The sequence below is a fragment of the Microbacterium sp. NPDC077184 genome, from assembly GCF_040687055.1.
Lineage (GTDB): Bacteria > Actinomycetota > Actinomycetes > Actinomycetales > Microbacteriaceae > Microbacterium.
On record NZ_JBFBMM010000006.1, the window covers coordinates 123,607 to 147,324 of the forward strand.

The 23,718-nt window shown below is 70.2% G+C and carries 23 protein-coding genes; 20 read left to right on the forward strand and 3 right to left on the reverse strand.

Features of this window, described 5'->3' with window-relative positions; all coding sequences use genetic code 11:
• Positions 1–11 precede the first annotated feature (11 nt).
• Complete coding sequence (locus AB0O93_RS12010) at positions 12–440, forward strand: hypothetical protein (RefSeq protein WP_363343622.1); 429 nt, start codon at positions 12–14, stop codon at positions 438–440.
• A gap of 21 nt (positions 441–461) precedes the next feature.
• Here the strand turns inward: AB0O93_RS12010 and epsC are convergent, their stop codons facing one another.
• From epsC to cysK (AB0O93_RS12025), 3 genes are read right to left on the reverse strand one after another with little or no spacing between them, the layout of a single operon-like run.
• Positions 462–1,070 carry a serine O-acetyltransferase EpsC gene (gene epsC, locus AB0O93_RS12015; protein WP_363343624.1) on the reverse strand — a complete coding sequence of 203 codons (609 nt, stop codon included), beginning with the start codon at positions 1,068–1,070 and terminating at the stop codon, positions 462–464.
• Positions 1,067–2,047, reverse strand: a complete 981-nt coding sequence (cysK, locus tag AB0O93_RS12020) for a cysteine synthase A (protein WP_363343626.1) — start codon at positions 2,045–2,047, stop codon at positions 1,067–1,069. The genes epsC and cysK (AB0O93_RS12020) overlap by 4 nt, the downstream gene beginning before the upstream one ends.
• Positions 2,044–2,982, reverse strand: a complete 939-nt coding sequence (gene cysK, locus AB0O93_RS12025; protein WP_363343860.1) for a cysteine synthase A — start codon at positions 2,980–2,982, stop codon at positions 2,044–2,046. Before cysK (AB0O93_RS12025) ends, cysK (AB0O93_RS12020) begins: the two co-directional genes overlap by 4 nt.
• A gap of 115 nt (positions 2,983–3,097) precedes the next feature.
• On the opposite strand from cysK (AB0O93_RS12025), the gene prmC reads away from it, so the two are divergent.
• From prmC to AB0O93_RS12120, 19 genes are all read left to right on the forward strand, one after another.
• Entirely contained in the window at positions 3,098–3,991 is an 894-nt protein-coding gene (gene prmC / locus AB0O93_RS12030; RefSeq protein ID WP_363343628.1) for a peptide chain release factor N(5)-glutamine methyltransferase, read from the forward strand.
• 84 nt (positions 3,992–4,075) lie between these two features.
• Complete coding sequence (locus AB0O93_RS12035; protein WP_363343630.1) at positions 4,076–4,774, forward strand: L-threonylcarbamoyladenylate synthase; 699 nt, start codon at positions 4,076–4,078, stop codon at positions 4,772–4,774.
• The gene (locus AB0O93_RS12040; RefSeq protein WP_363343632.1) at positions 4,771–5,964 is read left to right on the forward strand and encodes an MraY family glycosyltransferase; all 1,194 of its coding nucleotides are present in this window, start codon (positions 4,771–4,773) and stop codon (positions 5,962–5,964) included. Before AB0O93_RS12035 ends, AB0O93_RS12040 begins: the two co-directional genes overlap by 4 nt.
• Positions 5,961–6,407, forward strand: a complete 447-nt coding sequence (locus tag AB0O93_RS12045) for a hypothetical protein (RefSeq protein WP_363343634.1) — start codon at positions 5,961–5,963, stop codon at positions 6,405–6,407. Before AB0O93_RS12040 ends, AB0O93_RS12045 begins: the two co-directional genes overlap by 4 nt.
• A gap of 167 nt (positions 6,408–6,574) precedes the next feature.
• The gene (gene atpB / locus AB0O93_RS12050; RefSeq protein ID WP_363343636.1) at positions 6,575–7,354 is read left to right on the forward strand and encodes a F0F1 ATP synthase subunit A; all 780 of its coding nucleotides are present in this window, start codon (positions 6,575–6,577) and stop codon (positions 7,352–7,354) included.
• 43 nt (positions 7,355–7,397) lie between these two features.
• Positions 7,398–7,637, forward strand: coding sequence for a F0F1 ATP synthase subunit C (atpE, locus tag AB0O93_RS12055; RefSeq protein ID WP_053547626.1), 240 nt, complete (start codon positions 7,398–7,400; stop codon positions 7,635–7,637).
• Positions 7,638–7,669: 32 nt separating this feature from the next.
• Positions 7,670–8,224, forward strand: coding sequence for a F0F1 ATP synthase subunit B (locus AB0O93_RS12060; RefSeq protein ID WP_053547625.1), 555 nt, complete (start codon positions 7,670–7,672; stop codon positions 8,222–8,224).
• Positions 8,224–9,015: a F0F1 ATP synthase subunit delta gene (locus tag AB0O93_RS12065; RefSeq protein ID WP_363343638.1), complete on the forward strand. Its 792-nt coding sequence runs from the start codon at positions 8,224–8,226 to the stop codon at positions 9,013–9,015. The genes AB0O93_RS12060 and AB0O93_RS12065 overlap by 1 nt, the downstream gene beginning before the upstream one ends.
• A gap of 62 nt (positions 9,016–9,077) precedes the next feature.
• Entirely contained in the window at positions 9,078–10,715 is a 1,638-nt protein-coding gene (gene atpA / locus AB0O93_RS12070) for a F0F1 ATP synthase subunit alpha (RefSeq protein ID WP_363343640.1), read from the forward strand.
• A gap of 19 nt (positions 10,716–10,734) precedes the next feature.
• Positions 10,735–11,631 carry a F0F1 ATP synthase subunit gamma gene (locus AB0O93_RS12075; RefSeq protein ID WP_363343642.1) on the forward strand — a complete coding sequence of 299 codons (897 nt, stop codon included), beginning with the start codon at positions 10,735–10,737 and terminating at the stop codon, positions 11,629–11,631.
• Between the two features lie 38 nt (positions 11,632–11,669).
• Positions 11,670–13,118: a F0F1 ATP synthase subunit beta gene (atpD, locus tag AB0O93_RS12080; RefSeq protein ID WP_363343644.1), complete on the forward strand. Its 1,449-nt coding sequence runs from the start codon at positions 11,670–11,672 to the stop codon at positions 13,116–13,118.
• A 2-nt stretch (positions 13,119–13,120) separates the two neighbouring features.
• Complete coding sequence (locus AB0O93_RS12085) at positions 13,121–13,381, forward strand: F0F1 ATP synthase subunit epsilon (RefSeq protein ID WP_363343646.1); 261 nt, start codon at positions 13,121–13,123, stop codon at positions 13,379–13,381.
• Between the two features lie 88 nt (positions 13,382–13,469).
• A complete protein-coding gene (gene yaaA, locus AB0O93_RS12090; RefSeq protein WP_363343648.1) occupies positions 13,470–14,234 on the forward strand; it encodes a peroxide stress protein YaaA in 765 nt (254 codons plus the stop codon).
• A gap of 120 nt (positions 14,235–14,354) precedes the next feature.
• The gene (locus AB0O93_RS12095) at positions 14,355–15,053 is read left to right on the forward strand and encodes a large exoprotein (RefSeq protein ID WP_363343650.1); all 699 of its coding nucleotides are present in this window, start codon (positions 14,355–14,357) and stop codon (positions 15,051–15,053) included.
• A 79-nt stretch (positions 15,054–15,132) separates the two neighbouring features.
• Positions 15,133–16,125, forward strand: coding sequence for an aldo/keto reductase (locus tag AB0O93_RS12100; protein WP_363343652.1), 993 nt, complete (start codon positions 15,133–15,135; stop codon positions 16,123–16,125).
• A gap of 21 nt (positions 16,126–16,146) precedes the next feature.
• Positions 16,147–17,880 carry an ABC transporter ATP-binding protein gene (locus AB0O93_RS12105; RefSeq protein ID WP_363343654.1) on the forward strand — a complete coding sequence of 578 codons (1,734 nt, stop codon included), beginning with the start codon at positions 16,147–16,149 and terminating at the stop codon, positions 17,878–17,880.
• 50 nt (positions 17,881–17,930) lie between these two features.
• The gene (locus AB0O93_RS12110; RefSeq protein WP_363343862.1) at positions 17,931–19,910 is read left to right on the forward strand and encodes an ABC transporter ATP-binding protein; all 1,980 of its coding nucleotides are present in this window, start codon (positions 17,931–17,933) and stop codon (positions 19,908–19,910) included.
• Between the two features lie 68 nt (positions 19,911–19,978).
• Positions 19,979–20,761, forward strand: a complete 783-nt coding sequence (locus tag AB0O93_RS12115) for a PP2C family serine/threonine-protein phosphatase (protein ID WP_053547615.1) — start codon at positions 19,979–19,981, stop codon at positions 20,759–20,761.
• A gap of 67 nt (positions 20,762–20,828) precedes the next feature.
• Complete coding sequence (locus AB0O93_RS12120; RefSeq protein WP_363343656.1) at positions 20,829–23,690, forward strand: FtsK/SpoIIIE domain-containing protein; 2,862 nt, start codon at positions 20,829–20,831, stop codon at positions 23,688–23,690.
• Positions 23,691–23,718 lie beyond the last annotated feature (28 nt).

The window sequence follows — 23,718 nt, forward strand, 5'->3', positions numbered from 1 at the left end:
ATCCTGAGCCCGTGATCACGTTCCTCATCCGCGCCTTCATCTTCCTGGCGTCGGCAGCGCTCGGCCTCCTCGTCGCCGACCTCCTCCTTCCGGGCTTCCGGATCGACTGGTCGAACTGGTGGGGCTTCGTCCTCGCGATCGTGATCTTCGCGACGCTGCAGAGCGTACTGAGTCCCTGGATCGCGACGGTCGCGCGGCGGAACGCCCCCGCCCTGCTCGGCGGGATCGGCATCTTCTCGACGCTCATCGCGCTGATCATCGTGGTCCTGATCCCGGGCGCCGGCCTCACCATCGGCCAGCCCTTCCTGCTCACCTGGGTCCTCGCGCCCGTGATCGTGTGGCTCGTCACGGCTCTGGCGACGCTGTTCCTGCCGATGCTTCTCCTGAAGAAGCGCCTCGACGAGCGGCGGGACAAGAAGGCCGGCGCCACCGGCGCCTGAGGCGGAAACCCCGCCGCCCGGTCAGATGATGTACTCCGGAGCGGCGAGGAGGGCGCGGGTGTCCTCGCCGGCCTTCCGCGGCCGCGCCTTCGCGGGCACCCCGACCAGGACGCTGTCCGCCGGCGCGTCGCGCGTCACGACGGCATTGGCGCCCACCGCGCTGCCGGCCCCGATGACGATGGGCCCGAGGATCTTCGCTCCCGCGCCGACGGCGACCCCGTCGCCGAGGGTGGGATGCCGCTTGCCGCTGTCGCGGGTGCGGCCGCCGAGCGTCACACCGTGGTACAGCATGACGTCGTCTCCCACTTCGGCGGTCTCGCCGATGACGATGCCCATTCCGTGGTCGATGAAGAACCGGCGACCGATGCGTGCACCGGGGTGGATCTCGATCCCGGTCAGCCAGCGCGTCACCTGCGATCCGGCGCGGGCGAGGAAGCGCGCCCGCCGGCGCCACAGCGCGTGCCACACGCGGTGGGCCCAGATCGCGTGCAGACCGGGGTAGAGCAGGGCGATCTCGAGCGCGCCGCGCGCGGCGGGATCGCGGAGCTTGGCCGCGGCCAGATCCTCCCGGATGCCGGCGAGGGCGCGGACGAGGACGGGGCGGCGACCACCGGGCCGTGCGGCGCTCACGCGGACTCCTCCGGCTCGCGCAGGTGCGCGTACAGCGCGGTCGAGAGGTAGCGTTCGCCGCTGTCGGGGACGATGACGACGATGCGGGATCCGCGGGCTTCCGGACGGGCGGCGATCTGCAGAGCCGCCCACACCGCGGCGCCCGCGGACATCCCGGCGAGGATCCCCTCCCGGGTGCCGAGTTCACGAGCAACGTCCATCGCCTCGTCGAAGCCGACCGTCACGACCTCGTCGATGACCGACCGGTCCAGCACCTCGGGGACGAAGTTCGGACCGATGCCCTGGATCCGATGACCGCCCGCGCGCCCCTCGCTCAGCATCGGGGAGTCGGCCGGTTCGACCGCGACGACCTTGAGCGCCGGGGAGCGCTCCTTGAGCGCCTGCCCGACACCGGTGAGGGTCCCGCCGGTTCCGGAGCCGGCGACGAACCAGTCCACGCGGCCGTCGGTGTCGCGCCAGATCTCCTCCGCGGTCGTCCGTCGGTGGATCTCCGGATTGGCCGGGCTCTCGAACTGGCGAGCGAGGATCGCCCCCGGGGTCTCCGCGACGATGCGCCGGGCGGTCTCCACCGCCTCGGTCATCCCCTTGTGCGGGTTGGTCAGGACGAGTTCCGCCCCGTAGGCCTTCAGGAGCGTCCGCCGCTCCTTCGACATCGATGCGGGCATGGTGAGGATCACGCGGTATCCGCGCGCGGCGCCGGCGAGAGCCAGGGCGATCCCGGTGTTGCCGCTGGTGGACTCCACGACCGTCCCCCCGGGACGGAGCTCGCCGGAGGCCTCGGCCGCGTCGAGCAGCGCGATTCCCAGGCGGCACTTCACGCTCCGACCGGGGTTGTAGAACTCCAGCTTCGTCACGACCTCGGCGTCCAGGCCCTCCGTGAGCCGGTTGAGTCGGACGAGGGGAGTGCCCCCGAACGCGGTGGTGATGTCATCGTGGATGCGCGGGGGAGTGTCGACCGGCGCTGCCGGCGCGGTCATCCCTCGCGGAGGTCTTCGAACAGCGCCGTCGAGAGGTACCGCTCGCCGAAGGAGGGGATGATGACGACGATGTTCTTGCCGGCGGCCTCGGGGCGGGCGGCGATCTGCAGAGCCGCCCAGACGGCTGCGCCGGAGGAGATGCCGACGAGGATGCCGTCCTTGGTGCCGACCGCGCGGGCGGTGGAGATGGCATCGTCGAACGCGACGTCGAAGACCTCGTCGATGATGTCGCGGTCGAGGATCGCGGGGACGAAGTTGGGGCCGATGCCCTGGATCTTGTGCGGTCCGGGAGTGCCGGTGGTCAGCAGCGGCGAGTCGGCCGGCTCGACGGCGACGACCTTCGCGCCGGGGACGCGCTCCTTCAGGACCTGGCCGACGCCCGTGATCGTGCCACCGGTGCCGATGCCGGCGACGAAGTAGTCCACCTTGCCCTCGGTGTCGCGCAGGATCTCCTCGGCGGTGGTGCGGCGGTGGATCTCGGGGTTGGCCTCGTTCTCGAACTGACGTGCGAGAACGGCCCCGGGGATGTCGGCGACGAGCTCCTCCGCCTTGGCGACGGCGCCCTTCATGCCCTGCGCGGGCTCGGTCAGGACCAGCTCGGCGCCGTACCCCTTGAGGAGGAGGCGGCGCTCCATCGACATCGACGCGGGCATCGCCAGCACGACGCGGTAGCCGCGAGCGGCGCCGACCATGGCCAGGGCGATTCCGGTGTTGCCACTGGTGGCCTCGACGATGGTTCCGCCGGGCTGGAGCGCGCCGGAGGCTTCTGCGGCGTCGACGATCGCAACACCGAGGCGGTCCTTCACGCTGGAGGCGGGGTTGTAGAACTCGAGCTTGGCGAGGATCGTGCCGGGCAGGCCCTCGGCGACCCGGTTCAGGCGCACCAAGGGGGTGTTCCCGAACGCGCTGGTGATATCGGAGTGGATGCCGGTCATCTTCGGGCCCTTCAGAGTCGGTCGTGACAACTGTTCCAGCGTAGGCGACGGGCCTGGGAGGGGGATCTGCCCGGTCGCATTGTGACGTGCCGCGCGGTCTATCGTGGAACCCGCCATGACCGACCCCGCCGCCGCGCCCGTCCCCCCGCCCGCCTCGCTCACCACCGAGCTGGATGCCGCCGCCGCAGTCCTCTCCCGGTCGGGCGTCGAGGACCCCCGGGTGGACGCCGAGCTCCTCGCCGCCCACGTGCTCGGCATCGGCCGCGGCGAGCTGCAGGCGCGACTGGTGACCGGCGGGACGCTGGGCGATGATCAGCGCGACGCACTCCGACGGGCGATCGAGCGGCGAGCGACCCGCGAACCTCTTCAGCACATCACGGGTGTCGCCGCGTTCCGGCACCTCGAGCTCCGAGTGGGGCCCGGGGTCTTCGTGCCGCGCCCGGAGACCGAGATCGTCGCCCAGATCGCCATCGACGCCCTCGTCGCCGCCGCGACGCCGGAGCCGATCGCCGTGGACCTCGGCACGGGAAGCGGCGCGATCGCTCTCGCCCTGGCGACAGAGGTGCCGCACGCGCGCGTGCACGCCGCCGAGAACTCGGTCGACGCCTTCCTCTGGACAAGGGAGAACTTCGACCGGGTCGGCGCCCCGAACGCGCGTCTGGCCTTCATCGATCTCGCCCAGGCGTTCCCCGAGCTCGACGGCGTCGTGTCGGTCGTCGTCTCCAACCCTCCCTACGTTCCCGACGGCGCCGTACCGCGCGATCCGGAGGTCCGCCTCTACGATCCGCCCGCGGCCCTGTACGGCGGAGCCGACGGCCTCGATGTCGTGCGGGTGCTGAGCGACACGGCGCTGCGCCTGCTCCACCCCGGGGGGACGCTCGTGATCGAGCACGGCGAGTGGCAGGGTGCACCGATCCGCGACCTGCTCACCGCCGCGGGCTGGCGCTCCGCCGCCACGCACCCCGACCTCACCCTGCGCGATCGGGCCACCACCGCGGTCCGTCCCTGACGCGCCGGACGCCCCGGGGCGCGGCATCCGCCGGGACGGCTCCGACACGGCTCCTGCGCCCGCGCGCCGTAGAATGTGCGGGTTATGTCCCCGATCTACGACTGCCGGAGCGAGGCCGACCTCCTCGCCGGACTCCGTGAAGCCCGCCGCGCCCTCGGGCGGGGAGAGCTCGTGGTGCTCCCCACCGACACGGTCTACGGCGTCGCCGCCGACGCCTTCTCGCCCCAGGCCGTCACACGTCTGCTCGAGGCCAAGGGTCGCGGCCGTCAATCGCCCCCGCCCGTGCTCGTCGCGGGCGTCGCCACCCTCCGCGCCCTGGTGTCGGAGATCCCGGAGGCGGTCGAACGTCTCGTGGAGGAGTTCTGGCCCGGCGGACTGACCATCGTCCTCCCGGCCCAGCCGTCGCTGTCGTGGGATCTCGGCGAGACCCGCGGCACGGTCGCGGTGCGGATGCCCGCCCACCGGATCGCCCTCGAGGTCCTCGAGGACGTCGGTCCGCTCGCGGTGTCGAGCGCCAACCTCACCGGCAAGGCGGCCGCCGTCACCGCGGGCGACGCCGAGGCGATGCTCGGCGAGAGCGTCCGGGTCTACCTCGACGACGGATCGTCGAAGGACGGTGTGGCCTCGACGATCGTGGACGCGACGTCGCTGGCGACCGGGTACGACGGCGAGCCGATGGTGCGGGTCCTCCGCGAGGGCGCCGTGTCGCGCGAGCAGCTGCGCGGCGTGCTCGGAGACCTGCTGGAGCCCGATCCCGACGTCGAGGACGCGGACTCCGCGTGAAGCAGTACGTCTTCACGATCCTCTTCACGGCAGCGGTGACCTTCGCCCTCTCGTGGGGGGTCTGGCGACTCAGTCTCAAGTACAAGCTCTATCCCGGCATCCGGGAACGGGACGTGCACACCACCCCGACCCCGCGGCTCGGGGGAGTGGCGATGTTCCTCGGCGTGGTCGCGGCGTTCCTGGTGTCGTCGCAGCATCCGTTCTTCTCGCTCTTCTGGGTGAACCCCGGCCCGGTGTGGGCGATCCTCGGCGCCACGGCGCTCATCGTCGTCGTCGGCGTCGCCGATGACCTGTGGGACCTGGACTGGATGATCAAGCTTGGCGCCCAGTTCCTGGCCGCCGGGGTGATCGCGTGGTTCGGCGAGCTGCAGATCTACTCGCTGCCGATCGGCGGTCTCGCCGTCGGCTCCAGTTGGGTGAGCTTCACCCTCACCGTGCTGTCGATCGTGATCGTGATGAACGCGGTGAACTTCATCGACGGCCTCGACGGTCTTGTGGCCGGCGTCGCCCTCATCGCCAACGGCGTCTTCTTCGCCTATTCGTACATGCTGGTGCGCGACACCGGAGCCAGCACCTACTTCAACCTCGCCTCCTTCATCGCGGCCGTGCTCATCGGGGCCTGCATCGGATTCCTCCCGATGAACTGGAGTCCCGCGCGCCTGTTCATGGGCGACTCGGGTGCGCTGATGCTGGGGCTGCTGATGGCGTGCTCGGCGATCGCCATCACGGGCAGCCTTGACCCCGCCATCGTCGGCGACAACGACGAGTTCGGCCGCTCCCAGCTTCTCGGTGCCTTCATCCCGATCCTGCTGCCCATCGTCGTGGTGCTCCTTCCCCTCCTGGACTTCGGACTCGCCGTGGTCCGACGGATGCGGGCGGGGAAATCGCCGTTCTCGCCCGACCGCAAGCACCTCCACCACCGGATGCTGGACATGGGCCACACCGACCGCGACGCGGTGCTGATCTTCTACGCATGGACCGCGGTGGTGAGTTTCGCCGTCCTGTTGATGTACGTCGGCACCTCCGCTGAGTGGCCGGGCGATTACCTGCTGGGCGTCCTTTTCGGCGTGGTCGGCATCGCCGCCTGCCTGTTCCTGACCTTCCTGCCCTCGCGACGCGGGGGCAGGCCCGTCGACCCCTTCGAACCCGACCCCCGCGACAGCGGTACCCACCTGGAGGACGCCCGATGAGCGCCAGCCCCGTATCCAGCAACCCGATCCTCCGGGTCACCCTTCTCGCCGGAGGCGCGGTCGGTCTCATCGTCATCGTCCTGGCGACGCTCATCGGATGGTGGGCGGCCGGAGGCGAGGGGGCGGCGAGCGGCGCGATCGGCGCGGCCGTGGGGATGATCTTCCCGGCGCTGACGGCGGTGAGCATCCTCGTGGCCAACCGCTGGTTCGGCAGCCCGGCCTATCTGCAGATCTTCTTCGGTGTGGTGCTCGGCGGATGGCTGCTGAAGTTCGTCCTCGTCATCGTCGCGTTCCTGGTGCTGGCGCAGGTGGAGTGGCTCGTGGACATCGTCTTCTACATCTCGCTCGTCGTGGCAGCCGTGGCCTCGCTCGTCGTGGATCTGGTGGTCATGAGCCGCATGCGGCTCCCCGGTGTTTCCGACATCGCCCTGCCCGGGGAGTAGCCCGTGCACACAGGAGCCCCCCGTCCCTGGTAGGCTCTAAGCATTCCTGCGGCTGGTGTGCAGCGGTGACGCTGAGGCCCCGCGAGATGATCTCTTCTCATTCCACCGCGTTGGCATGCTCAGCGCGAGAAGCTGGAGCCAATCCGTTGACTCAAGCGAGCACGATCGTGTCTGCGGCAGATAACCAATTCTCCCCGCCCTCGATCTCCGACTTCTTCCCGCCGGCGCTGCTGTTCGAAGGAACCCCCTTCGCGTTCACGCGCATCAGCATGATCCAGCTCATCGCCACGGCGGTGCTGGTCCTCATCCTGGTGCTCGGGACGCGGCGCATGAGCGTCGTGCCCGGTCGCTTCCAGAGCGTGATCGAGTTCGCGTTCGGGTTCGTCCGCGAGCAGGTGGCCTTCCAGGTCCTCGGCGAGAAGGACGGGCGGCGCTTCCTCCCGATCCTGACGGCGATGTTCTTCGGCATCCTGTTCTTCAACCTCACCGGCGTGATCCCGTTCGCGAACATCCCGGGAACGTCCGTCGCCGGTGCACCGCTGGTGCTGGCGCTGACGGCGTACGTGCTGTTCATCTACGCCGGTATCCGGCGTCACGGGCTGCCCCGGTTCCTGAAGAACTCGCTCGTCCCCTCGGGCGTGCCGATCTACCTGCTGCCGATCATCGCGGTGGTCGAGCTGATCTCGACCTTCATCGCGCGTCCGGTCTCGCTGTTCCTCCGACTGCTGCTGAACATGATGGTCGGGCACCTCATGCTCGTGCTGTTCTTCTCGGCGACGCAGTTCTTCCTCCTCAGCGGCGGCTGGCTCATGCCGCTCGCCGGCGGCACGCTCGCCCTCGGCTTCGCCTTCACGCTGTTCGAGATCTTCGTCTCGCTGCTGCAGGCCTACGTCTTCACCATCCTCACCGCCGTGTACATCCAGCTCGCGGTGGCGGAAGAGCACTGACGAGTAGCTGTCCGGCTACTCGACCTACGAAAGGAAACCCTCAGTGGACGCAACGACTGTTCTCGCGCAGATCACCGGCAACATCGCGACCGTGGGCTACGGCCTCGCCGCCATCGGCCCGGCCATCGGCCTCGGCATCATGATCGGCAAGACGATCGAATCCACCGCTCGCCAGCCCGAGCTCGCCGGTCGCCTCCAGACCACGATGTTCATCGGTGTCGCCTTCATCGAGATCCTCGCGCTCATCGGCATCGCGACGCCGTTCATCTTCAACGCACTTTGATCCCGGTTCGCCCGTAGGAGTAAGGAGACAGGATGCTGAAGCCTCTTGTCGCGATCGCCGCCGACGAGTACGGAGGGGGAAACCCCCTGCTGCCCGCGGTGTACGACATCATCTGGTCGGGGGTGTGCTTCGTCATCATCCTCCTCGTGGTGATGTTCGTCGCCCTCCCGCGGCTGAACAAGGTGCTCGACGCCCGCAGCGCCGCCATCGAGGGCAACATCGCCAAGGCCGATGAGGCCCAGCGACAGGCCGAGGCCGCGCTGGAGGAGTACACCGCGCAGCTGGCCGCCGCCCGCAAGGAAGCCGGTGAGATCCGCGACGCCGCTCGCGAAGACGGCAAGAAGATCCTCGCCGAGGCGAAGGACGCCGCGTCCACCGAGGCCGCGCGCCTGACCGCGTCCGCGCACGCGCAGATCGAGGCCGAGCGCCAGACCGCTCTGGTGTCGCTGCGCAGCGAGGTGGGCACACTCGCCCTCGACCTCGCCGGCGGTGTCATCGGCGAGACCCTCTCCGACGACGCGAAGGCGCAGGCCGTGGTCGACCGCTTCCTCGCCGACCTCGAGGCATCCGAAGGGGCGAAGGCGTAATGGGCAGCGCGACCACTCAGGCCCTCGCGGCGACGACGCGGGCGCTGGACACCGCGTCGGACATCGACCTCGGCGTGGCCGGTGAGCTCTTCGCCGTCGCCCGCGCCGTGGGCGACTCGTCGCAGCTGAGCGGCGCGCTGGCCGACTCCGCCGCCGACCCGGCCGCTCGCCGGAGGGTCGTCCAGGACGTCTTCGGTCGCGCGGTGTCGCCGGCGACGATCGGGCTCCTGGGCGCTGCGGTTGATCAGCGCTGGTCCTCCTCGGCCGACATGGTGGAGGGGATCGAGGAGCTGGCGATCCGTGCCGCCGCCCGCGCCGACGGCGCCGCCGACATCGAGGATGAGCTGTTCCGCTTCTCCCGCACCGTCGCCGCCAACCCGGAGCTGGAGCTCGCGCTCGGCAGCCGCCGTGGCGACGACGCGGCCAAGGGCACGCTGGTGTCGTCCCTGTTGAACGGCCGCGCGAGCGCCGCCACGGTGCTCATCGCGTCCTCGCTCGTGCAGCAGCCGCGCGAACGCCGCGTGCGCCGCCTCCTCTCGTGGGCCATGCGCCTGGTCGCCGACCAGCGCGGGCGCACCGTCGCGACGGTGTTCACCGCCGTCCCGCTCAGCGAGGCCCAGCGCAGCCGCCTGGCCACGACCCTGTCGACGCGCTACGGCACGCAGGTGTCCGTCAACGCGGTCGTGGACCCGAACGTCGTCGGAGGTCTGCGCGTGCAGATCGCCGACGACGTCATCGACGCCAGCGTGGCATCGCGCCTGGCCGACCTCCGTCAGCGACTGGCCGGCTGAGACAAGACTTCCCGCATCAGGCGGAGATTTCGGGGCTGAGGCCCCACGAACGAAGGAAGACAATGGCAGAACTCTCTATCAGCCCCGACGTCATCCGTGACGCGCTGAAGGACTTCGTCGCCGCCTACGAGCCCACGGGCGCCGCGGCCAACGAGGTCGGCACCGTCATCGACGCCGCCGACGGCATCGCCCACGTCGAGGGTCTCCCCGGCGTCATGGCGAACGAGCTGGTGCTCTTCGCCGACGGCACCCAGGGCCTCGCGCTGAACCTCGACGAGCACGAGATCGGTGTCGTCGTCCTCGGCGACTTCTCCGGCATCGAGGCCGGCCAGCAGGTCACGCGCACCGGTGAGGTCCTGTCCGTCCCGGTCGGCGACGGCTACCTGGGCCGTGTCGTCGACCCGCTGGGAAACCCCATCGACGGTCTCGGCGAGGTCGCCTCCACCGGCCGCCGCGCCCTCGAACTGCAGGCGCCCGGCGTCATGCAGCGCAAGAGCGTGCACGAGCCGATGCAGACCGGCATCAAGGCCATCGACGCGATGATCCCGATCGGCCGCGGTCAGCGCCAGCTGATCATCGGCGACCGTCAGACCGGCAAGACCGCCATCGCGATCGACACGATCATCAACCAGAAGGCCAACTGGGACTCGGGCGACGCCACCAAGCAGGTGCGCTGCGTCTACGTCGCCATCGGCCAGAAGGGCTCGACGATCGCGGCCGTCAAGGGCGCGCTCGAGGATGCCGGCGCCATGGAGTACACCACCATCGTCGCCGCCCCGGCATCCGACCCGGCGGGCTTCAAGTACCTCGCTCCCTACACCGGCTCCGCCATCGGTCAGCACTGGATGTACGACGGCAAGCACGTCCTCATCATCTTCGACGACCTCTCCAAGCAGGCCGAGGCCTACCGTGCCGTGTCGCTGCTGCTGCGCCGCCCGCCGGGCCGTGAGGCCTACCCGGGTGACGTCTTCTACCTGCACTCCCGTCTGCTCGAGCGTTGCGCGAAGCTCTCAGACGAGCTCGGCGCGGGATCGATGACGGGTCTCCCCATCATCGAGACCAAGGCGAACGACGTCTCGGCCTACATCCCCACCAACGTGATCTCGATCACCGACGGCCAGATCTTCCTGCAGTCCGACCTCTTCAACGCCAACCAGCGCCCCGCGGTCGACGTGGGTATCTCGGTGTCGCGTGTCGGTGGTGACGCCCAGGTGAAGTCCATCAAGAAGGTCTCCGGAACGTTGAAGCTGGAGCTGGCGCAGTACCGGTCGCTCGAGGCGTTCGCGATGTTCGCGAGCGACCTGGACGCCGCGTCGCGTCGTCAGCTGGCCCGCGGAGCGCGCCTGACGGAGCTGCTCAAGCAGCCGCAGTACTCGCCGTACCCGGTGGAGGAGCAGGTCGTCTCGATCTGGGCCGGCACCAACGGCAAGCTCGACTCGATCGAGGTCGAGGACGTGCTGTCGTTCGAGCGCGAGCTGCTGGACTACCTCCGTCGCAACACCACGGTGCTCGACGACCTCCGCGCCTCCAACGTGCTCGACGACGCGATCCTCGCCGAACTCGAGCGCAAGACCGACGAGTTCATCCTCGAATTCCGCTCCGGCAAGGGCCAGGCCATCGGCAAGCCGGGTCGCGAGGAGGTCGCCGCCGCCGAGGCAGCCGACGTCAACCAGGAGAAGATCGTCAAGGGCCGCCGCTGAGGCGGACGAGGACACAGACATGGGCGCACAACTGCGGGTCTACAAGCAGAAGATCGCTTCTGCTCAGACGACCAAGAAGATCACCAAGGCGATGGAGCTCATCGCCGCCTCGCGCATCCAGAAGGCGATGGCGCGAGTGCGCGCGTCCTCGCCGTTCGCGACGGCGGTGACCCGCGCCGTCTCGGCGGTCGCGACGTACTCCGACGTCGACCACCCGCTGACGGTGGAGCGGGAGAATATCCGGCGTTCGGCCGTGGTGATCTTCACCTCCGATCGGGGTCTGGCCGGCGCGTTCAACTCGCAGATCCTCCGCGAAGGGCTCGAACTGGCCGAACTCCTGCGTCAGCAGGGCAAGGAGCCGGTGTTCTACCTCGTCGGCCGGAAGGCGGTCGGGTACTTCCAGTTCCGTCGGATGGCCGCCGTGGCCGAGTGGACGGGTGACACCGACACCCCGCACTTCCACACCGCCGAGGAGATCGCGGCGAGCCTGCTGGACGGGTACACCCGCGGCGGCGACGACGGTGGGGTGGACGAGATCCACCTCGTGTACAACCGTTTCGTCAGCATGATGACCCAGTCGCCGGAGCAGGTCCGCCTGCTGCCGCTGGAAGTGGTCGATGCCGACGACAGCGCGCCGTCCCAGGTCTACCCGCTGTACGAGTTCGAGCCCGATGCCGAGGTCGTCCTGGACGCCCTGCTCCCGGTCTACATCCAGAGCCGCGTGTTCAACGCCCTCCTCCAGTCGTCGGCGGCGAAGCACGCCGCGACGCAGAAGGCGATGAAGTCGGCCAGCGACAACGCCGACAAGCTCATCACCGATTACACGCGCCTCCGCAACAACGCCCGTCAGGCCGAGATCACCCAGCAGATCGCCGAGATCGTCGGCGGCGCCGACGCCCTGGGCTCCGGCAAGTGACCTCCGCGCACACAGACCACACCGAAAGAGAAGAAGCCATGAGCCTCACCGCTGAGAAGACGGAAGCCCCGGTCGTCGGCCGCGTCGCCCGTGTCACCGGTCCCGTCGTGGACATCGAGTTCCCGCACGACGGGATCCCCGAGATCTACAACGCCCTCAAGACCACCATCGTCATCGGGGACACCTCCTCGGAGATCACCCTCGAGGTCGCGCAGCACCTCGGCGACGACCTCGTGCGTGCCATCGCCCTGAAGCCGACCGACGGCATCGTCCGCGGCCAGGAGGTGCGCGACACCGGCGAGCAGATCACGGTTCCCGTGGGAGACGTCACCAAGGGCAAGGTCTTCAACGTCACCGGCGAGATCCTCAACGCCGCACCCGGAGAGACCGTCGAGATCACCGAGCGCTGGCCGATCCACCGCCAGGCGCCGAACTTCGACCAGCTCGAGTCGAAGACCGAGATGTTCGAGACCGGCATCAAGTCGATCGACCTCCTCACCCCGTACGTCCAGGGTGGGAAGATCGGCCTCTTCGGCGGTGCCGGTGTCGGCAAGACCGTCCTCATCCAGGAGATGATCCAGCGCGTGGCGCAGGACCACGGTGGTGTCTCGGTGTTCGCCGGCGTCGGCGAGCGCACCCGTGAGGGCAACGACCTCATCGGCGAGATGGAGGAAGCGGGTGTCTTCGACAAGACCGCCCTCGTGTTCGGCCAGATGGACGAGCCGCCGGGAACGCGTCTGCGCGTCGCCCTGTCGGCCCTGACGATGGCGGAGTACTTCCGTGACGTGCAGAAGCAGGACGTGCTGTTGTTCATCGACAACATCTTCCGCTTCACGCAGGCCGGTTCCGAGGTCTCCACGCTCCTCGGCCGCATGCCCTCCGCGGTGGGTTACCAGCCGAACCTCGCGGACGAGATGGGTGTGCTCCAGGAGCGCATCACGTCCACGCGCGGTCACTCGATCACCTCGCTGCAGGCGATCTATGTCCCCGCGGACGACTACACCGACCCCGCCCCGGCGACCACGTTCGCGCACCTCGACGCGACCACCGAGCTCTCGCGTGAGATCGCATCGAAGGGTCTGTACCCCGCGATCGACCCGCTCACCTCGACCAGCCGCATCCTCGACCCGCGCTACATCGGCGAGGACCACTACCGCGTGGCCACCGCCGTGAAGCAGATCCTGCAGAAGAACAAGGAGCTGCAGGAGATCATCGCGATCCTGGGTGTCGACGAGCTTTCCGAAGAGGACAAGATCGTCGTGTCGCGTGCGCGTCGCATCCAGCAGTTCCTCTCTCAGAACACCTACATGGCGAAGAAGTTCACCGGCGTGGAGGGCTCCACGGTCCCGATCAAGGAGACCATCGAGTCGTTCGACGCGATCGTCAAGGGCGACTTCGACCACGTCGCCGAGCAGGCCTTCTTCAACGTCGGCGGCATCGGCGACGTCGAGGCCAAGTGGGCGCAGATCCAGAAGGAGAACGGCTGATCATGCCGCTGAAGGTGAGTCTCGTCTCCGCCGACGCGGAGGTCTGGACGGGGGAGGCCTCGCTCGTCGTGGCCAAGACCGTCGAGGGAGAGATCGGCTTCATGCCCGGTCACGAGCCCGTCCTGGCGATCCTCGCCGAAGGCCAGGTGCGCATCACGCAGAGCTCGGGATCGAAGATCATCGCCAACGCGCAGGACGGCTTCCTCTCGATGGAGGGCAACCAGCTCACCATCGTCGCCGGAAACGCCGCGCTGATCTCCTGATCGACCCGCGCACACATCGCGCCGAACCGGCCGAGCCCCACCCGGGTGCTCGGCCGGTTCGTCATTCACCCTCGACCCCACGGATGCCATGCTGATCCTTTTGCCCCCGTCCGAGACCAAGCGATCCGGCGGGCGGGGTGCATCCATGCGGCCCGCGGACTGGGCGCACCCGGGGCTTCTGCCGCAGCGCACCGCCGTCGCGGAGGCCCTCATCGCGCTGTCCGCGGATGCCGAGCGCGCCGCCGCGGTCCTCGGCCTCGGCCCGCGCCAGCTGGATGACATCCCGCGGAACGCGGAGCTCGGCTCGGCGCCGACGATGCCGGCCGTCGACCGTTACACCGGTGTCCTCTTCGACGCGCTCGACGCCGCGTCACTGCCCGTCGCGGCACGTCGGTGGCTCGGCGTGCACGTGCAGATCCATTCCGCACCGTTCGGACCCGTCGGTGCTCTCGACCCGATCCCGGCGTACCGGCTCGGTGCTTCAGCGGCCCTTCCCGGGCTCGCGCCGCTGAAGCGCGTGTGGGCGGATGCCGTTTCCACCGCGATCGCGATGTCGGCTCCCCGCTTCCTCCTCGACCTGCGGTCGCAGGCGTACGTCGGGCTCGGTCCCGTCCCCGCCGAGGTGCCCTCCGCGTACGTCCGTGTCGTCTCCGCGGGCCCCGACGGCGTCGTCCGGGCGTTGAACCACTTCAACAAGCGGACGAAGGGCGAGCTGGTGCGCGACCTCGCTCAGTCGCGCCCGCGGGTGCGTTCACGCGGGGACTTCCTCGCCTGGGCCGAGGAGGCCGGCTGGGACGCGCGCGAGGACGTCGGCGGGGAGATCCTGCTCGTCGCCCGGCATCCGACGCCCTGATCCGCGCGTTCGCGCGCGTCATGTCCTGTAGCGGGCGCGTCCGCACCGCTAGCATGTGGCGTGCGGGGCCGGGGGCCCCGACGGCGTAGAACGCCGATAGTCGTTCTTGGGAGGACGCTCATGGATCCATATGGCAGTGACGGAGGCATCCTCGCCTTCTATGCCGCGTTCGTGTTCATCGCCTTCATCTTCGCGATCGCGGGCTACATCATCGGCTCGATCTTCCTCATGAAGATCTTCGACAAAGCGGGCGTGCAGGGGAAGTGGCGCGCCTGGATCCCGGTCTACAACTGGATGGTGTTCTCCAAGCTCGGTGACCTCAGCCCGTGGCTGTTCCTGATCGCCATCGGCGCGTCGGTGCTCCTCGGCTGGATTCCGGTGATCGGTCAGCTCGTGCTGATCCTTCCGGCGCTGGTCATCCTCATGGCGGCCTGGCGCGTGGGGCTGAAGCTGCAGAAGGAAGCGGTCTGGCTGATCCTCTTCTTCTTCCTCAGCATCGTGTGGCTCGGCATCAACGCCTTCGACAAGTCGCGCTGGAACACGGCGATCCCCGCCGCGCCCTGGGCGAATAACGGCTTCCTGTCCGACAAGACCACGTGGGCCGGCATCCCCGCCCAGGCGCCCGCCGGGGGGTACCCCGCGAACCCCGCGACGACCGGCTACGCACCGCCGCCCGCCCCGCAGGGTCCGCCCGCCGGCTACACGCCGCCCGCGGCTCCGCCGGCCGCCCCGCCGGCCGCCCCGCCGGCCGGGCCGCCCGCGGGCGGTCAGCCGCCGACGACGCAGCCTCCTGCGCCCGGTCAGCCGCCCCAGGCCTGATCGCCGACGAAGCCCCCGAATCCGCGCGGATCCGGGGGCTTCGTCCTCGGGTGTCCGCGCGGAGGTCTAGCGTGAGGGGATGACCTCTCCGCTCCCGCACCGGCGCCTGGGCGCCTCCGGCCTCCTCGTCTCGGTCGTCGGGCTCGGCTGCAACAACTTCGGCCGCCCCGGGACGCCCACCGAGACGCTCGAGGGCACCCGCGCAGTCCTCGACGCCGCGCTCGAATCAGGGGTCACCTTCCTCGACACAGCCGACATGTACGGGGGAGAGCCCGGGCAGTCCGAGACGCTCATGGGTCACGCCCTGCGGGGACGCCGCGACCAGGTCGTCCTCGCGACGAAGTTCGGCCACAGCGGGCGCGACATGGGCTACGGGGTGTCGGCGGGGAAGGCATCCCGCTCCTATATCCGACGCGCGGTCGAGGCCTCGCTCATCCGGCTTCAGACGGAGTGGATCGATCTCTACCAGCTGCACACCCCGGATCCCCTGACGCCCGTCGAGGAGACCCTCGACGCCCTCGACGATCTCGTGCGCGAGGGGAAGATCCGCTACACCGGCCATTCCAACCTCGCCGGGTGGCAGATCGCGGATGCGGCCCACATCGCCGAGCGCCGCGGAGACGTGCCCTTCATCTCGGCGCAGAACCACTACAGTCTCCTCGCCCGCGCCGCAGAGCGCGAGGTGCTCCCCGCCGTCGAGCGCTACGGTCTGGGCTTCCTGCCCTACTTCCCCCTGCACAACGGCCTCCTCGCGGGCGGCTTCACGCGCGACCACGCCCCGGAGGATTCGCGGATCATGCGTCAGCGACCGCACATCTGGCGGGACGCGCCGTGGGAGGCGCTCGAGGCCCTGGACGCGTTCTGCCGCGAACGGGACATCTCGATGCTCGAGGCGACCTTCGGATGGCTGCTCGCGCGCCCCGCGCTCTCCAGCGTGATCGCGGGGGCCACGCGACCGGAGCAGGTGCGCGCGAACGCGGCGGCCGGGACCGCGTGGACGCCGACCCCGGCGGACCTCGCGACGATCGACGCGCTCTTCCCGCTTCCCGAAGACCCCGGTGCGCGGGTCTGACGCGCCGTCGAAGGAGACAGAATGCTCGGCACCCTCCTGGTGCGGTACCTCCGCCCCGCCTGGCCGCTCATCGTGGCGGTCGTGGTGTTCCAACTGGCGCAGTCCATCGCGGCGCTGCTGCTGCCCACCCTCAACGCCGAGATCATCGATCGCGGTGTGGTCGTGGGCGACATCCCCGTGATCTGGTCCACCGGCCTGGTGATGCTCGGAGTGACGGGCGTGCAGATCGTCTGCGCGATCATCGCGGTGTATTTCGGCTCCCGGCTGGCCATGGGCCTCGGCCGGGATCTCCGCGCGGACCTCTTCCACCGGGTGGTCGCCTTCTCGCAGCGCGAGGTGGGCAGATTCGGCCCCGCCTCGCTGATCACCCGCAACACCAACGACGTCCAGCAGGTCCAGATGCTCGTGCAGACGGCCTCCACCCTCATGGTCTCGGCCCCGATGCTCGCCATCGGCGGCGTGATCATGGCGATCCGACTCGATCCCGGGCTCTCCTGGCTGATGGCGGTGTCCATCCCCGTCCTCGTCCTCGCCGTCGTCCTCATCGTGGTGCGGATGGTCCCCGCCTTCACCGTGATGCAGAAGCGCATCGACCGGATCAACCAGATCATGCGCGAACAGCTGACCGGCATCCGCGTCGTCCGCGCCTTCGTCCGCGAACGCGAGGAGACCGCGCGCTTCACCACGGCGAGCGACGCGGTGCAGGAGGCCGCGTTGCGCGCGGGCAATCTCATGGCGCTGATGTTCCCGGTGGTCATGCTCGTGATGAACGTCTCCAGCGTCGCGGTGATCTGGTTCGGGGCGTTCCAGATCCAGCAGGGGGAGACGGAGATCGGAACGCTGTTCGCATTCCTCACCTATCTCATGCAGATCCTGATGGGCGTCATGATGGCGACTTTCATGTTGGTCATGATCCCGCGCGCGGCGGTCTCCGGCTCGCGCATCGGCGAGGTCCTGGACACGCCGCCCTCCGTGGTGGTCGCCGAGCGACCGGTCCCGATGCCCGCCGCTCGGGGTCTCATCGAGTTCGACGGCATGGACTTCTCCTACCCCGGTGCGGAGGACCCGGTGCTGCGGGGGATCTCGTTCCGTGTGGAGCCCGGGACCACGACGGCCGTCGTCGGATCGACGGGGGCGGGCAAGACGACCCTGATCGGGTTGGTGCCGCGTCTGTTCGACGCGACGGCGGGGAGCGTGCGGGTGGACGGGGTGGATGTCCGCGACGTCGATCCCGACGCCCTGTGGGAGCGCATCGGCCTCGTCCAGCAGCGCGCGTTCCTGTTCTCGGGCACCGTGCGCTCCAACCTCCTCTACGGCGACGCGACCGCCGATGACGGCGAGCTGTGGCGTGCGTTGGAGATCGCTCAGGCGCGCGACTTCGTCGAGGCGCTTCCCGAGGGTCTGGACGCCCCCATCGCGCAGGGCGGGTCGAATGTGTCCGGCGGTCAGCGCCAGCGACTCGCGATCGCCCGGGCGCTGGTGAAGCGGCCGCCGATCTACATCTTCGACGACTCGTTCTCCGCCCTCGATCTGCGGACGGATGCCGCCCTCCGCGCCGCCCTCGACGCGCACCTGCCGGGCGCGACTCGCCTGGTCGTCGCACAGCGCGTGTCGACCATCCGCGGCGCCGACCAGATCGTCGTCCTCGACCACGGCGTCGTCGTCGGGATCGGAACCCACGACGAGCTCGTGGCGGACAACGACACGTATCGCGAGATCGTCGACTCCCAGCTGTCGGCGGAGGCCTCGGCATGAGCGGCGCACAGCCCGGCCGCGCACCCGCCCGGGGGCCGTTCGGCGGTCCGATGGGGCGCGGTGCGGCGCCGATCGAGAAGGCCCGCAGCTTCGGCCCGAGTGCGCGGCGTCTCCTGGGCACGCTCCGCCCCGAGCGGGCCGGACTCATCGCGGTCGTCCTGTTCGGCATCCTGTCGGTGGGGCTGACGGTGCTGGGACCGAAGATGCTCGGTGACGGCACGAACATCGTCTTCGCCGGCTTCATCTCCCTGCAGTTCCCCGCGGGTACGAGCGAACAGGAGGTCGTGGACTCCCTCGTCGCCGCGGGGCAGCAGGAGCAGGCCGACATGATCTCCGCGATGAGCTTCACCCCCGGCGCGGGAGTCGACTTCGCCGCCCTCGGGGCCATCCTCCTGATGGTCCTGACCGTCTACGTCCTCGGCAGCGTGTTCGCGTGGCTCCAGGCTCGGCTGCTCAACGGCATCGTCCAGCGCGCCATGCACCGGCTCCGGATGCAGGTGGAGCACAAGGTGCACCGGCTGCCGCTGCGCACCTTCGATCGGATGCAGCGCGGTGAGCTGCTCAGCCGCGTGACGAACGACGTGGACAACATCGGGCAGAGCATGCAGCAGACGGTGTCCCAGGTCGTGACGTCGCTGCTCACCGTCGTCGGCGTGATGGTGATGATGTTCGTCATCTCGCCCCTTCTGGCGCTGATCGCCCTCGTGACGATCCCCCTCACCATCGGCATCACCGTCCTCGTGGCGCGGCGCTCGCAGCGTCTGTTCGCGGCGCAGTGGAAGAACACCGGCATCCTGAACGCGCGGGTCGAGGAGACCTTCTCCGGCCACGCGGTGGTGAAGGTGTTCGGGCGTCAGAAGGCCGTCGAGGCGGACTTCCGCGCGGAGAACGAGGAGCTCTACCGGGCGAGCTTCGGAGCGCAGTTCGTCTCGGGCATCATCATGCCCTCGATGATGTTCATCGGGAACCTCGTCTACGTCGCCATCGCGGTGGTCGGCGGCCTCCAGGTCGCGGGCGGAATGCTGTCGATCGGCGCGGTGCAGGCGTTCATCCAGTACTCGCGGCAGTTCACCCAGCCCCTCAGCCAGCTCGGTTCGATGGCGAATCTGCTGCAGTCCGGGGTCGCGAGCGCGGAGCGGGTGTTCGAGTTCCTGGACGAGGAGGAGGAGACCCCCGACGACGACGCGGCCCCGACCCTGCCGCCGGATGCCGGCCGGCTCGCCTTCGAGGACGTTTCCTTCCGTTACGTCGCGGACACGCCCCTCATCCACGGGCTCTCGCTCGTCGCCGAGAGCGGGGGGACGGTCGCGATCGTGGGACCGACCGGAGCGGGGAAGACCACCCTGGTCAACCTCGTCATGCGCTTCTACGACGTCGACACCGGTCGGATCACCCTGGACGCGGCATCCGGGGATGCGGTGGACATCAGACGAATGTCGCGGGCGGACCTTCGTCGGCGCACCGGCATGGTGCTGCAGGACACGTGGCTGTTCGCCGGGACCATCCGCGAGAACATCGCCTACGGTCGACCGGACGCGACCGAGGAGGAGATCCTGGCGGCCGCCCGCGCCGCCTACGTCGACCGCTTCGTCCACGCGCTGCCCGAGGGGTACGACACCGTCCTCGACGACGACGCGACCAACCTCTCGGCGGGGGAGCGGCAGCTCGTCACGATCGCCCGTGCGTTCCTCGCCGATCCGCGTCTGCTGATCCTCGACGAGGCGACCTCCTCGGTCGACACGCGCACGGAACTCCTCATCCAGCGTGCGATGTCCCGGCTGCGCGCGGATCGCACGTCGTTCGTGATCGCCCACCGTCTGTCGACGATCCGCGACGCCGACCTCATCCTGGTGATGGAAGCGGGCGCGATCGTCGAACAGGGTACGCACGAGACGCTTCTGCGTGCCGGTGGCGCCTACCGGCGCCTCTACGACGCGCAGTTCGAGGCGGCGCCGGATGCCGGCGCGGGGGTGGACGCGGTCGAGGAGGCGGCACTCGCCGCCGCCCCGACGGAAGCGGATCGGCCCTGACCCCTTAGGATGTGAGAACGCCGTGAACGCCGGATCGCGGCGAACCGGCTCGCGGAGAGGAACTGAGCGTGCTCGATGTCTCGACCCGCTCGCGGACCGTGCGTGTCCCGGGTGGAGAACTTCACCTGTCGTGGGCGGCGATGACCCACACCGGGCGCCGCCGCGAGGTGAACCAGGACGCCGTCTTCGCGGAGTTCCCGCTCTTCGTCGTCGCGGACGGGATGGGCGGTCACGTCGGCGGCGAGATCGCCAGCGCCAGCGCCATCACCCGCCTGCACGAGACGGTCGACGCGGGGACGGTCTCGCCGAAGACCATCGAGAAGGCCCTCGCCCGCGCCGTCAAGGACATCGCCTCCCACCCCGAGGCCACCGACGAGGGCACCGGGACGACGGTGACCGGCGTCTACCTCGAGACCAGCGGGGACGAAGCGCACTGGGTGACCCTGAACATCGGGGATTCCCGGGTCTACCTCCTCCGCGATGACGCGATCGTGCAGATCACCACCGACCACTCCGTGGTCCAGGAGCTCATCGCCGCCGGGCGATTGAGCCCCGAGGAGGCGGAGAACCACCCCTACGGCAATGTCATCACGCGCGCCGTGGGTCCGAGCGACGGGGTCGTGCCCGATTACGTGCGTCTGGACGTCGTGTCCGGGGACCGATTCGTGATCTGCTCGGACGGTCTCACGAAGGAACTGACCGACTACGGGATCCGGCATTTCCTCACCGAGAACGCCGATCCCGCGGCCGCGGTGTCGGCGATGATGGACGCCGCGCTCGAGAACGGCGGACGCGACAACATCACCATCGTCGTCCTCGACGTCGCCCCCTCCTCCCCAGCCGCGGACTGACCCCGCTCGTCCACAGATCGGATATTCCGGTGCGCCACCGAGGCTGCGCCGGAGTTGACTCGCCGGTGTGAGACGCCCTTCCTCCGCGCCGACATCCGACCCACGCGAGTCGCAGGACCCGCCGCACGACGATGCGCTCGTCCTGCCGGCGGCATGGGCGGCCCCGCCGCGCCCCCCGATCCCGATCGTCGCCGCGACGGTGCCGGTCATCGGGGCGGTGGCGCTGTGGCTGGTCACCGGATCCATCCTCTCCCTGTGGCTGGCGGCTCTCGGGCCGCTGGTGGCCCTCGCCACCGCGGGGGACGCGGCGCGCACGGCGCGACGGGATCGGCGGCGCCATCGGATCGAGGCCGACGCGCAGCGCGTCGCCCTCGCCGAACGCGTCGCGCGGCGGCACGAGATCGAGCGCCGGCACCGCCGGTCGCAGCATCCGGATGTCGCGTCCTACCTCGACCGGGACGGCGAGGTGTGGCGATCGCGGACGGAGCGGGGCGAGCTGCTCGTGCTCGGATCGGGTGACGTGGAGTCGGGGGTGCGCATGAGCGGAGGCGAGGGAGATCCGGACTCCCTCGCCCTCCGCGCGCGGGCGGCACGGCTCAGCGACGCTCCGCTGGTCGTCCCGGCCCGGGCGGGTGTCGTGGTCTCCGGGGCGCCTGTCCTCGCGCGCGGTGTCCAGCGCGCGCTGGCCCTGCAGCTGTGCCTCGCGCTCCCGCCCGGAGAACTCCGGATCGTGGGAGCCCTCGACGCCGATCTCGCCTGGGCGGAACACCTCCCGCACCGTCGGGCCACCTCGGGTGTGCGGCTCATGCTCCTCGCGCCGGGCGAACGCGCGGACGGCACCGCCGACATCGTCCTCGCACGCCGGGGAGCGGGAGAGCCCGCTCCGCTCGGATGCGCGGTCACCGTGGACGTGGAGGCACCGACCCGCGCCCGGGTGGATCACGCCGGCGCCGTGGGGGCCCTCGCGATCGAGGCGCTGTCCGCCGCACAGGCAAGGGCCGTCGGGGATGCCCTGTCCGAGCGGGCGCGCGTCTCCCTCCGGGACGTCCTGGCCGGGGCCGGGCCGGTGGCCCTCGCGGAGCTCGTGTCCGACGCTCCGCAGCCTGCCCCCGGCACGCTCCCCGCCGCGATCGGACGCGACGCGCAGGGGACGGTGACGATCGACCTCGTCCGCGACGGACCGCACGCGGTGGTCACCGGTGTCACCGGTGCCGGCAAGAGCGAGCTGCTGATCACCTGGGTCCTCGCGCTCGCGTCCGCGCACACCACCGCGCAGGTCAGTTTCCTCCTGGCGGATTTCAAAGGCGGGACCGCCTTCGATGCGCTCGCCGATGTGCCGCACGTGACCGGGGTCATCACGGACCTCGACGGCGACGGAGCGCGGCGGGCGTTCGAGAGCCTGCGTGCGGAAGTCCGGTGGCGGGAAGGCGCGCTCGCGCAGTCCGGTGCGCGGGACATCGCCGACGCGCGGGTGCAGCTGCCGCGTCTCGTCGTGGTGATCGATGAGTTCGCCGCCGTCCTGGCCGAACACCCCGAGCTGAACGCCCTCTTCTCGGATCTCGCCGCCCGCGGGCGTGCGCTCGGGATCCACCTGATCCTCGGCACGCAGCGAGCATCCGGGGTCATCCGTGACAGCCTCCTCGCGAACTGCCCGCTGCGGATGAGCCTCCGGGTCACCGATGCCGCCGACAGCCGCCTCCTCCTGGGCACCCCCGACGCTGCGGAGCTTCCCGGAGACCGCGCGGCGGCGGGGCTGGCCCTGATCCGCAGGGCCGCCGACGCCGAACCGCAGCGGGTGCGGATCGCGCTGTCCCAACCGGACGACGCCACCGCCATCGTCGCGCGGGGCGAGACGCGGCCGCGCCGGCCGTGGCTACCGGACCTCCCGAGCGACCTCCGAGCGCAGGATCTCCCCGATGGGGACGATCCGGGAACCGTCGTGCTCGGACTTGCCGACGAACCGGACCGGCAGCACCAGGGACCGGCATCCGTATCGGTGGCCGACGGCAGCCTTCTCGTCGTCGGCGGCCCGCGCGCGGGGAAGAGCACCGCGCTGCACCTCGTCGCGGATCGGGCACGGGACAGCGCCCCGGAGCCGCCCGTGGTCGTTCCGGCGGACACCGAGGCCGCGTGGGACCTGTTCGCGACGTGGCGATGGGCGCCGCCGCCGCGCGGGACGGTCGTCGTCGTCGACGACCTCGACGGTCTTGTCGGCCGCTTCCCGGGCGACTATGCCCGCGCCTTCGTCGAGGCCGTGGAGGACGCCATCCGCGCGGCACGGGAGCGCGGCATCCTGATCGTGGCGAGTATGCAGCGGGTCACCGGTGCTGCGGCGCGGACCGCCGAGCTCTTCCACCGGCGACTGCTGCTGAGCCTGCCCTCGCGCGCGGATCACGTCGCCGCGGGCGGCGACCCCGCGCATCATGTCGCACGGGCGCCGGCGGGCCGAGGGCGACTCGACGACGTGCGGGTCCAGATCGCGCTGCCTCGGGCCGCGCCGGGGGCCGTCGGTCTCGTGACCGCCGCCGAGGCCTGGTTCCCGGAGGCCCCTTTCACGGGCCTCGTCGCCCGGCGCACGCCGGCGGTCCGCGCCGCGCTGGAGTGCTGGGAACGCGCGGGCGCGATCATCGTGGGGGTGGCGGATGCCGAACCCGTCCTCGCGCCCGGGGAGCGGCTCGTCGCGATCGGCGAGCCGGACGAGTGGCAGCGGAAGTGGCCGCTGCTCACCCGCGCGCGCGTCGAGAACGACCTCGTGATCGACGCGTCGTGCGCGGCGGAGGTGCGCCTGCTCACCGGCTTCCGCGAGCCCCCGCCGTTCTGCCGCGCGGGCGCTCCGCGGGGCTGGCTGATGCGCTCGGGCGCCGATCCCGTGCGTATCGTCCTCCCGGCCGCGGATTCCCGGGCGGATCGTGTCGCTCGCGATGCTTGACCCCCGTCCGCCCGGCCCCTAGCGTCGC

Coding starts and splice junctions, on each gene's coding strand:
- AB0O93_RS12045 (WP_363343634.1), top strand. CDS start 5,961: ATGAGCGCCAGCCCCGTATCCAGCAACCCGATCCTCCGGGTCACCCTT.
- atpD (WP_363343644.1), top strand. CDS start 11,670: ATGAGCCTCACCGCTGAGAAGACGGAAGCCCCGGTCGTCGGCCGCGTC.
- yaaA (WP_363343648.1), top strand. CDS start 13,470: ATGCTGATCCTTTTGCCCCCGTCCGAGACCAAGCGATCCGGCGGGCGG.
- cysK (WP_363343860.1), bottom strand. CDS start 2,982: ATGACCGGCATCCACTCCGATATCACCAGCGCGTTCGGGAACACCCCC.
- AB0O93_RS12035 (WP_363343630.1), top strand. CDS start 4,076: ATGTCCCCGATCTACGACTGCCGGAGCGAGGCCGACCTCCTCGCCGGA.
- atpA (WP_363343640.1), top strand. CDS start 9,078: ATGGCAGAACTCTCTATCAGCCCCGACGTCATCCGTGACGCGCTGAAG.
- AB0O93_RS12065 (WP_363343638.1), top strand. CDS start 8,224: ATGGGCAGCGCGACCACTCAGGCCCTCGCGGCGACGACGCGGGCGCTG.
- AB0O93_RS12105 (WP_363343654.1), top strand. CDS start 16,147: ATGCTCGGCACCCTCCTGGTGCGGTACCTCCGCCCCGCCTGGCCGCTC.
- AB0O93_RS12095 (WP_363343650.1), top strand. CDS start 14,355: ATGGATCCATATGGCAGTGACGGAGGCATCCTCGCCTTCTATGCCGCG.
- AB0O93_RS12060 (WP_053547625.1), top strand. CDS start 7,670: ATGCTGAAGCCTCTTGTCGCGATCGCCGCCGACGAGTACGGAGGGGGA.
- prmC (WP_363343628.1), top strand. CDS start 3,098: ATGACCGACCCCGCCGCCGCGCCCGTCCCCCCGCCCGCCTCGCTCACC.
- AB0O93_RS12085 (WP_363343646.1), top strand. CDS start 13,121: ATGCCGCTGAAGGTGAGTCTCGTCTCCGCCGACGCGGAGGTCTGGACG.
- AB0O93_RS12075 (WP_363343642.1), top strand. CDS start 10,735: ATGGGCGCACAACTGCGGGTCTACAAGCAGAAGATCGCTTCTGCTCAG.
- AB0O93_RS12110 (WP_363343862.1), top strand. CDS start 17,931: ATGGGGCGCGGTGCGGCGCCGATCGAGAAGGCCCGCAGCTTCGGCCCG.
- AB0O93_RS12100 (WP_363343652.1), top strand. CDS start 15,133: ATGACCTCTCCGCTCCCGCACCGGCGCCTGGGCGCCTCCGGCCTCCTC.
- cysK (WP_363343626.1), bottom strand. CDS start 2,047: ATGACCGCGCCGGCAGCGCCGGTCGACACTCCCCCGCGCATCCACGAT.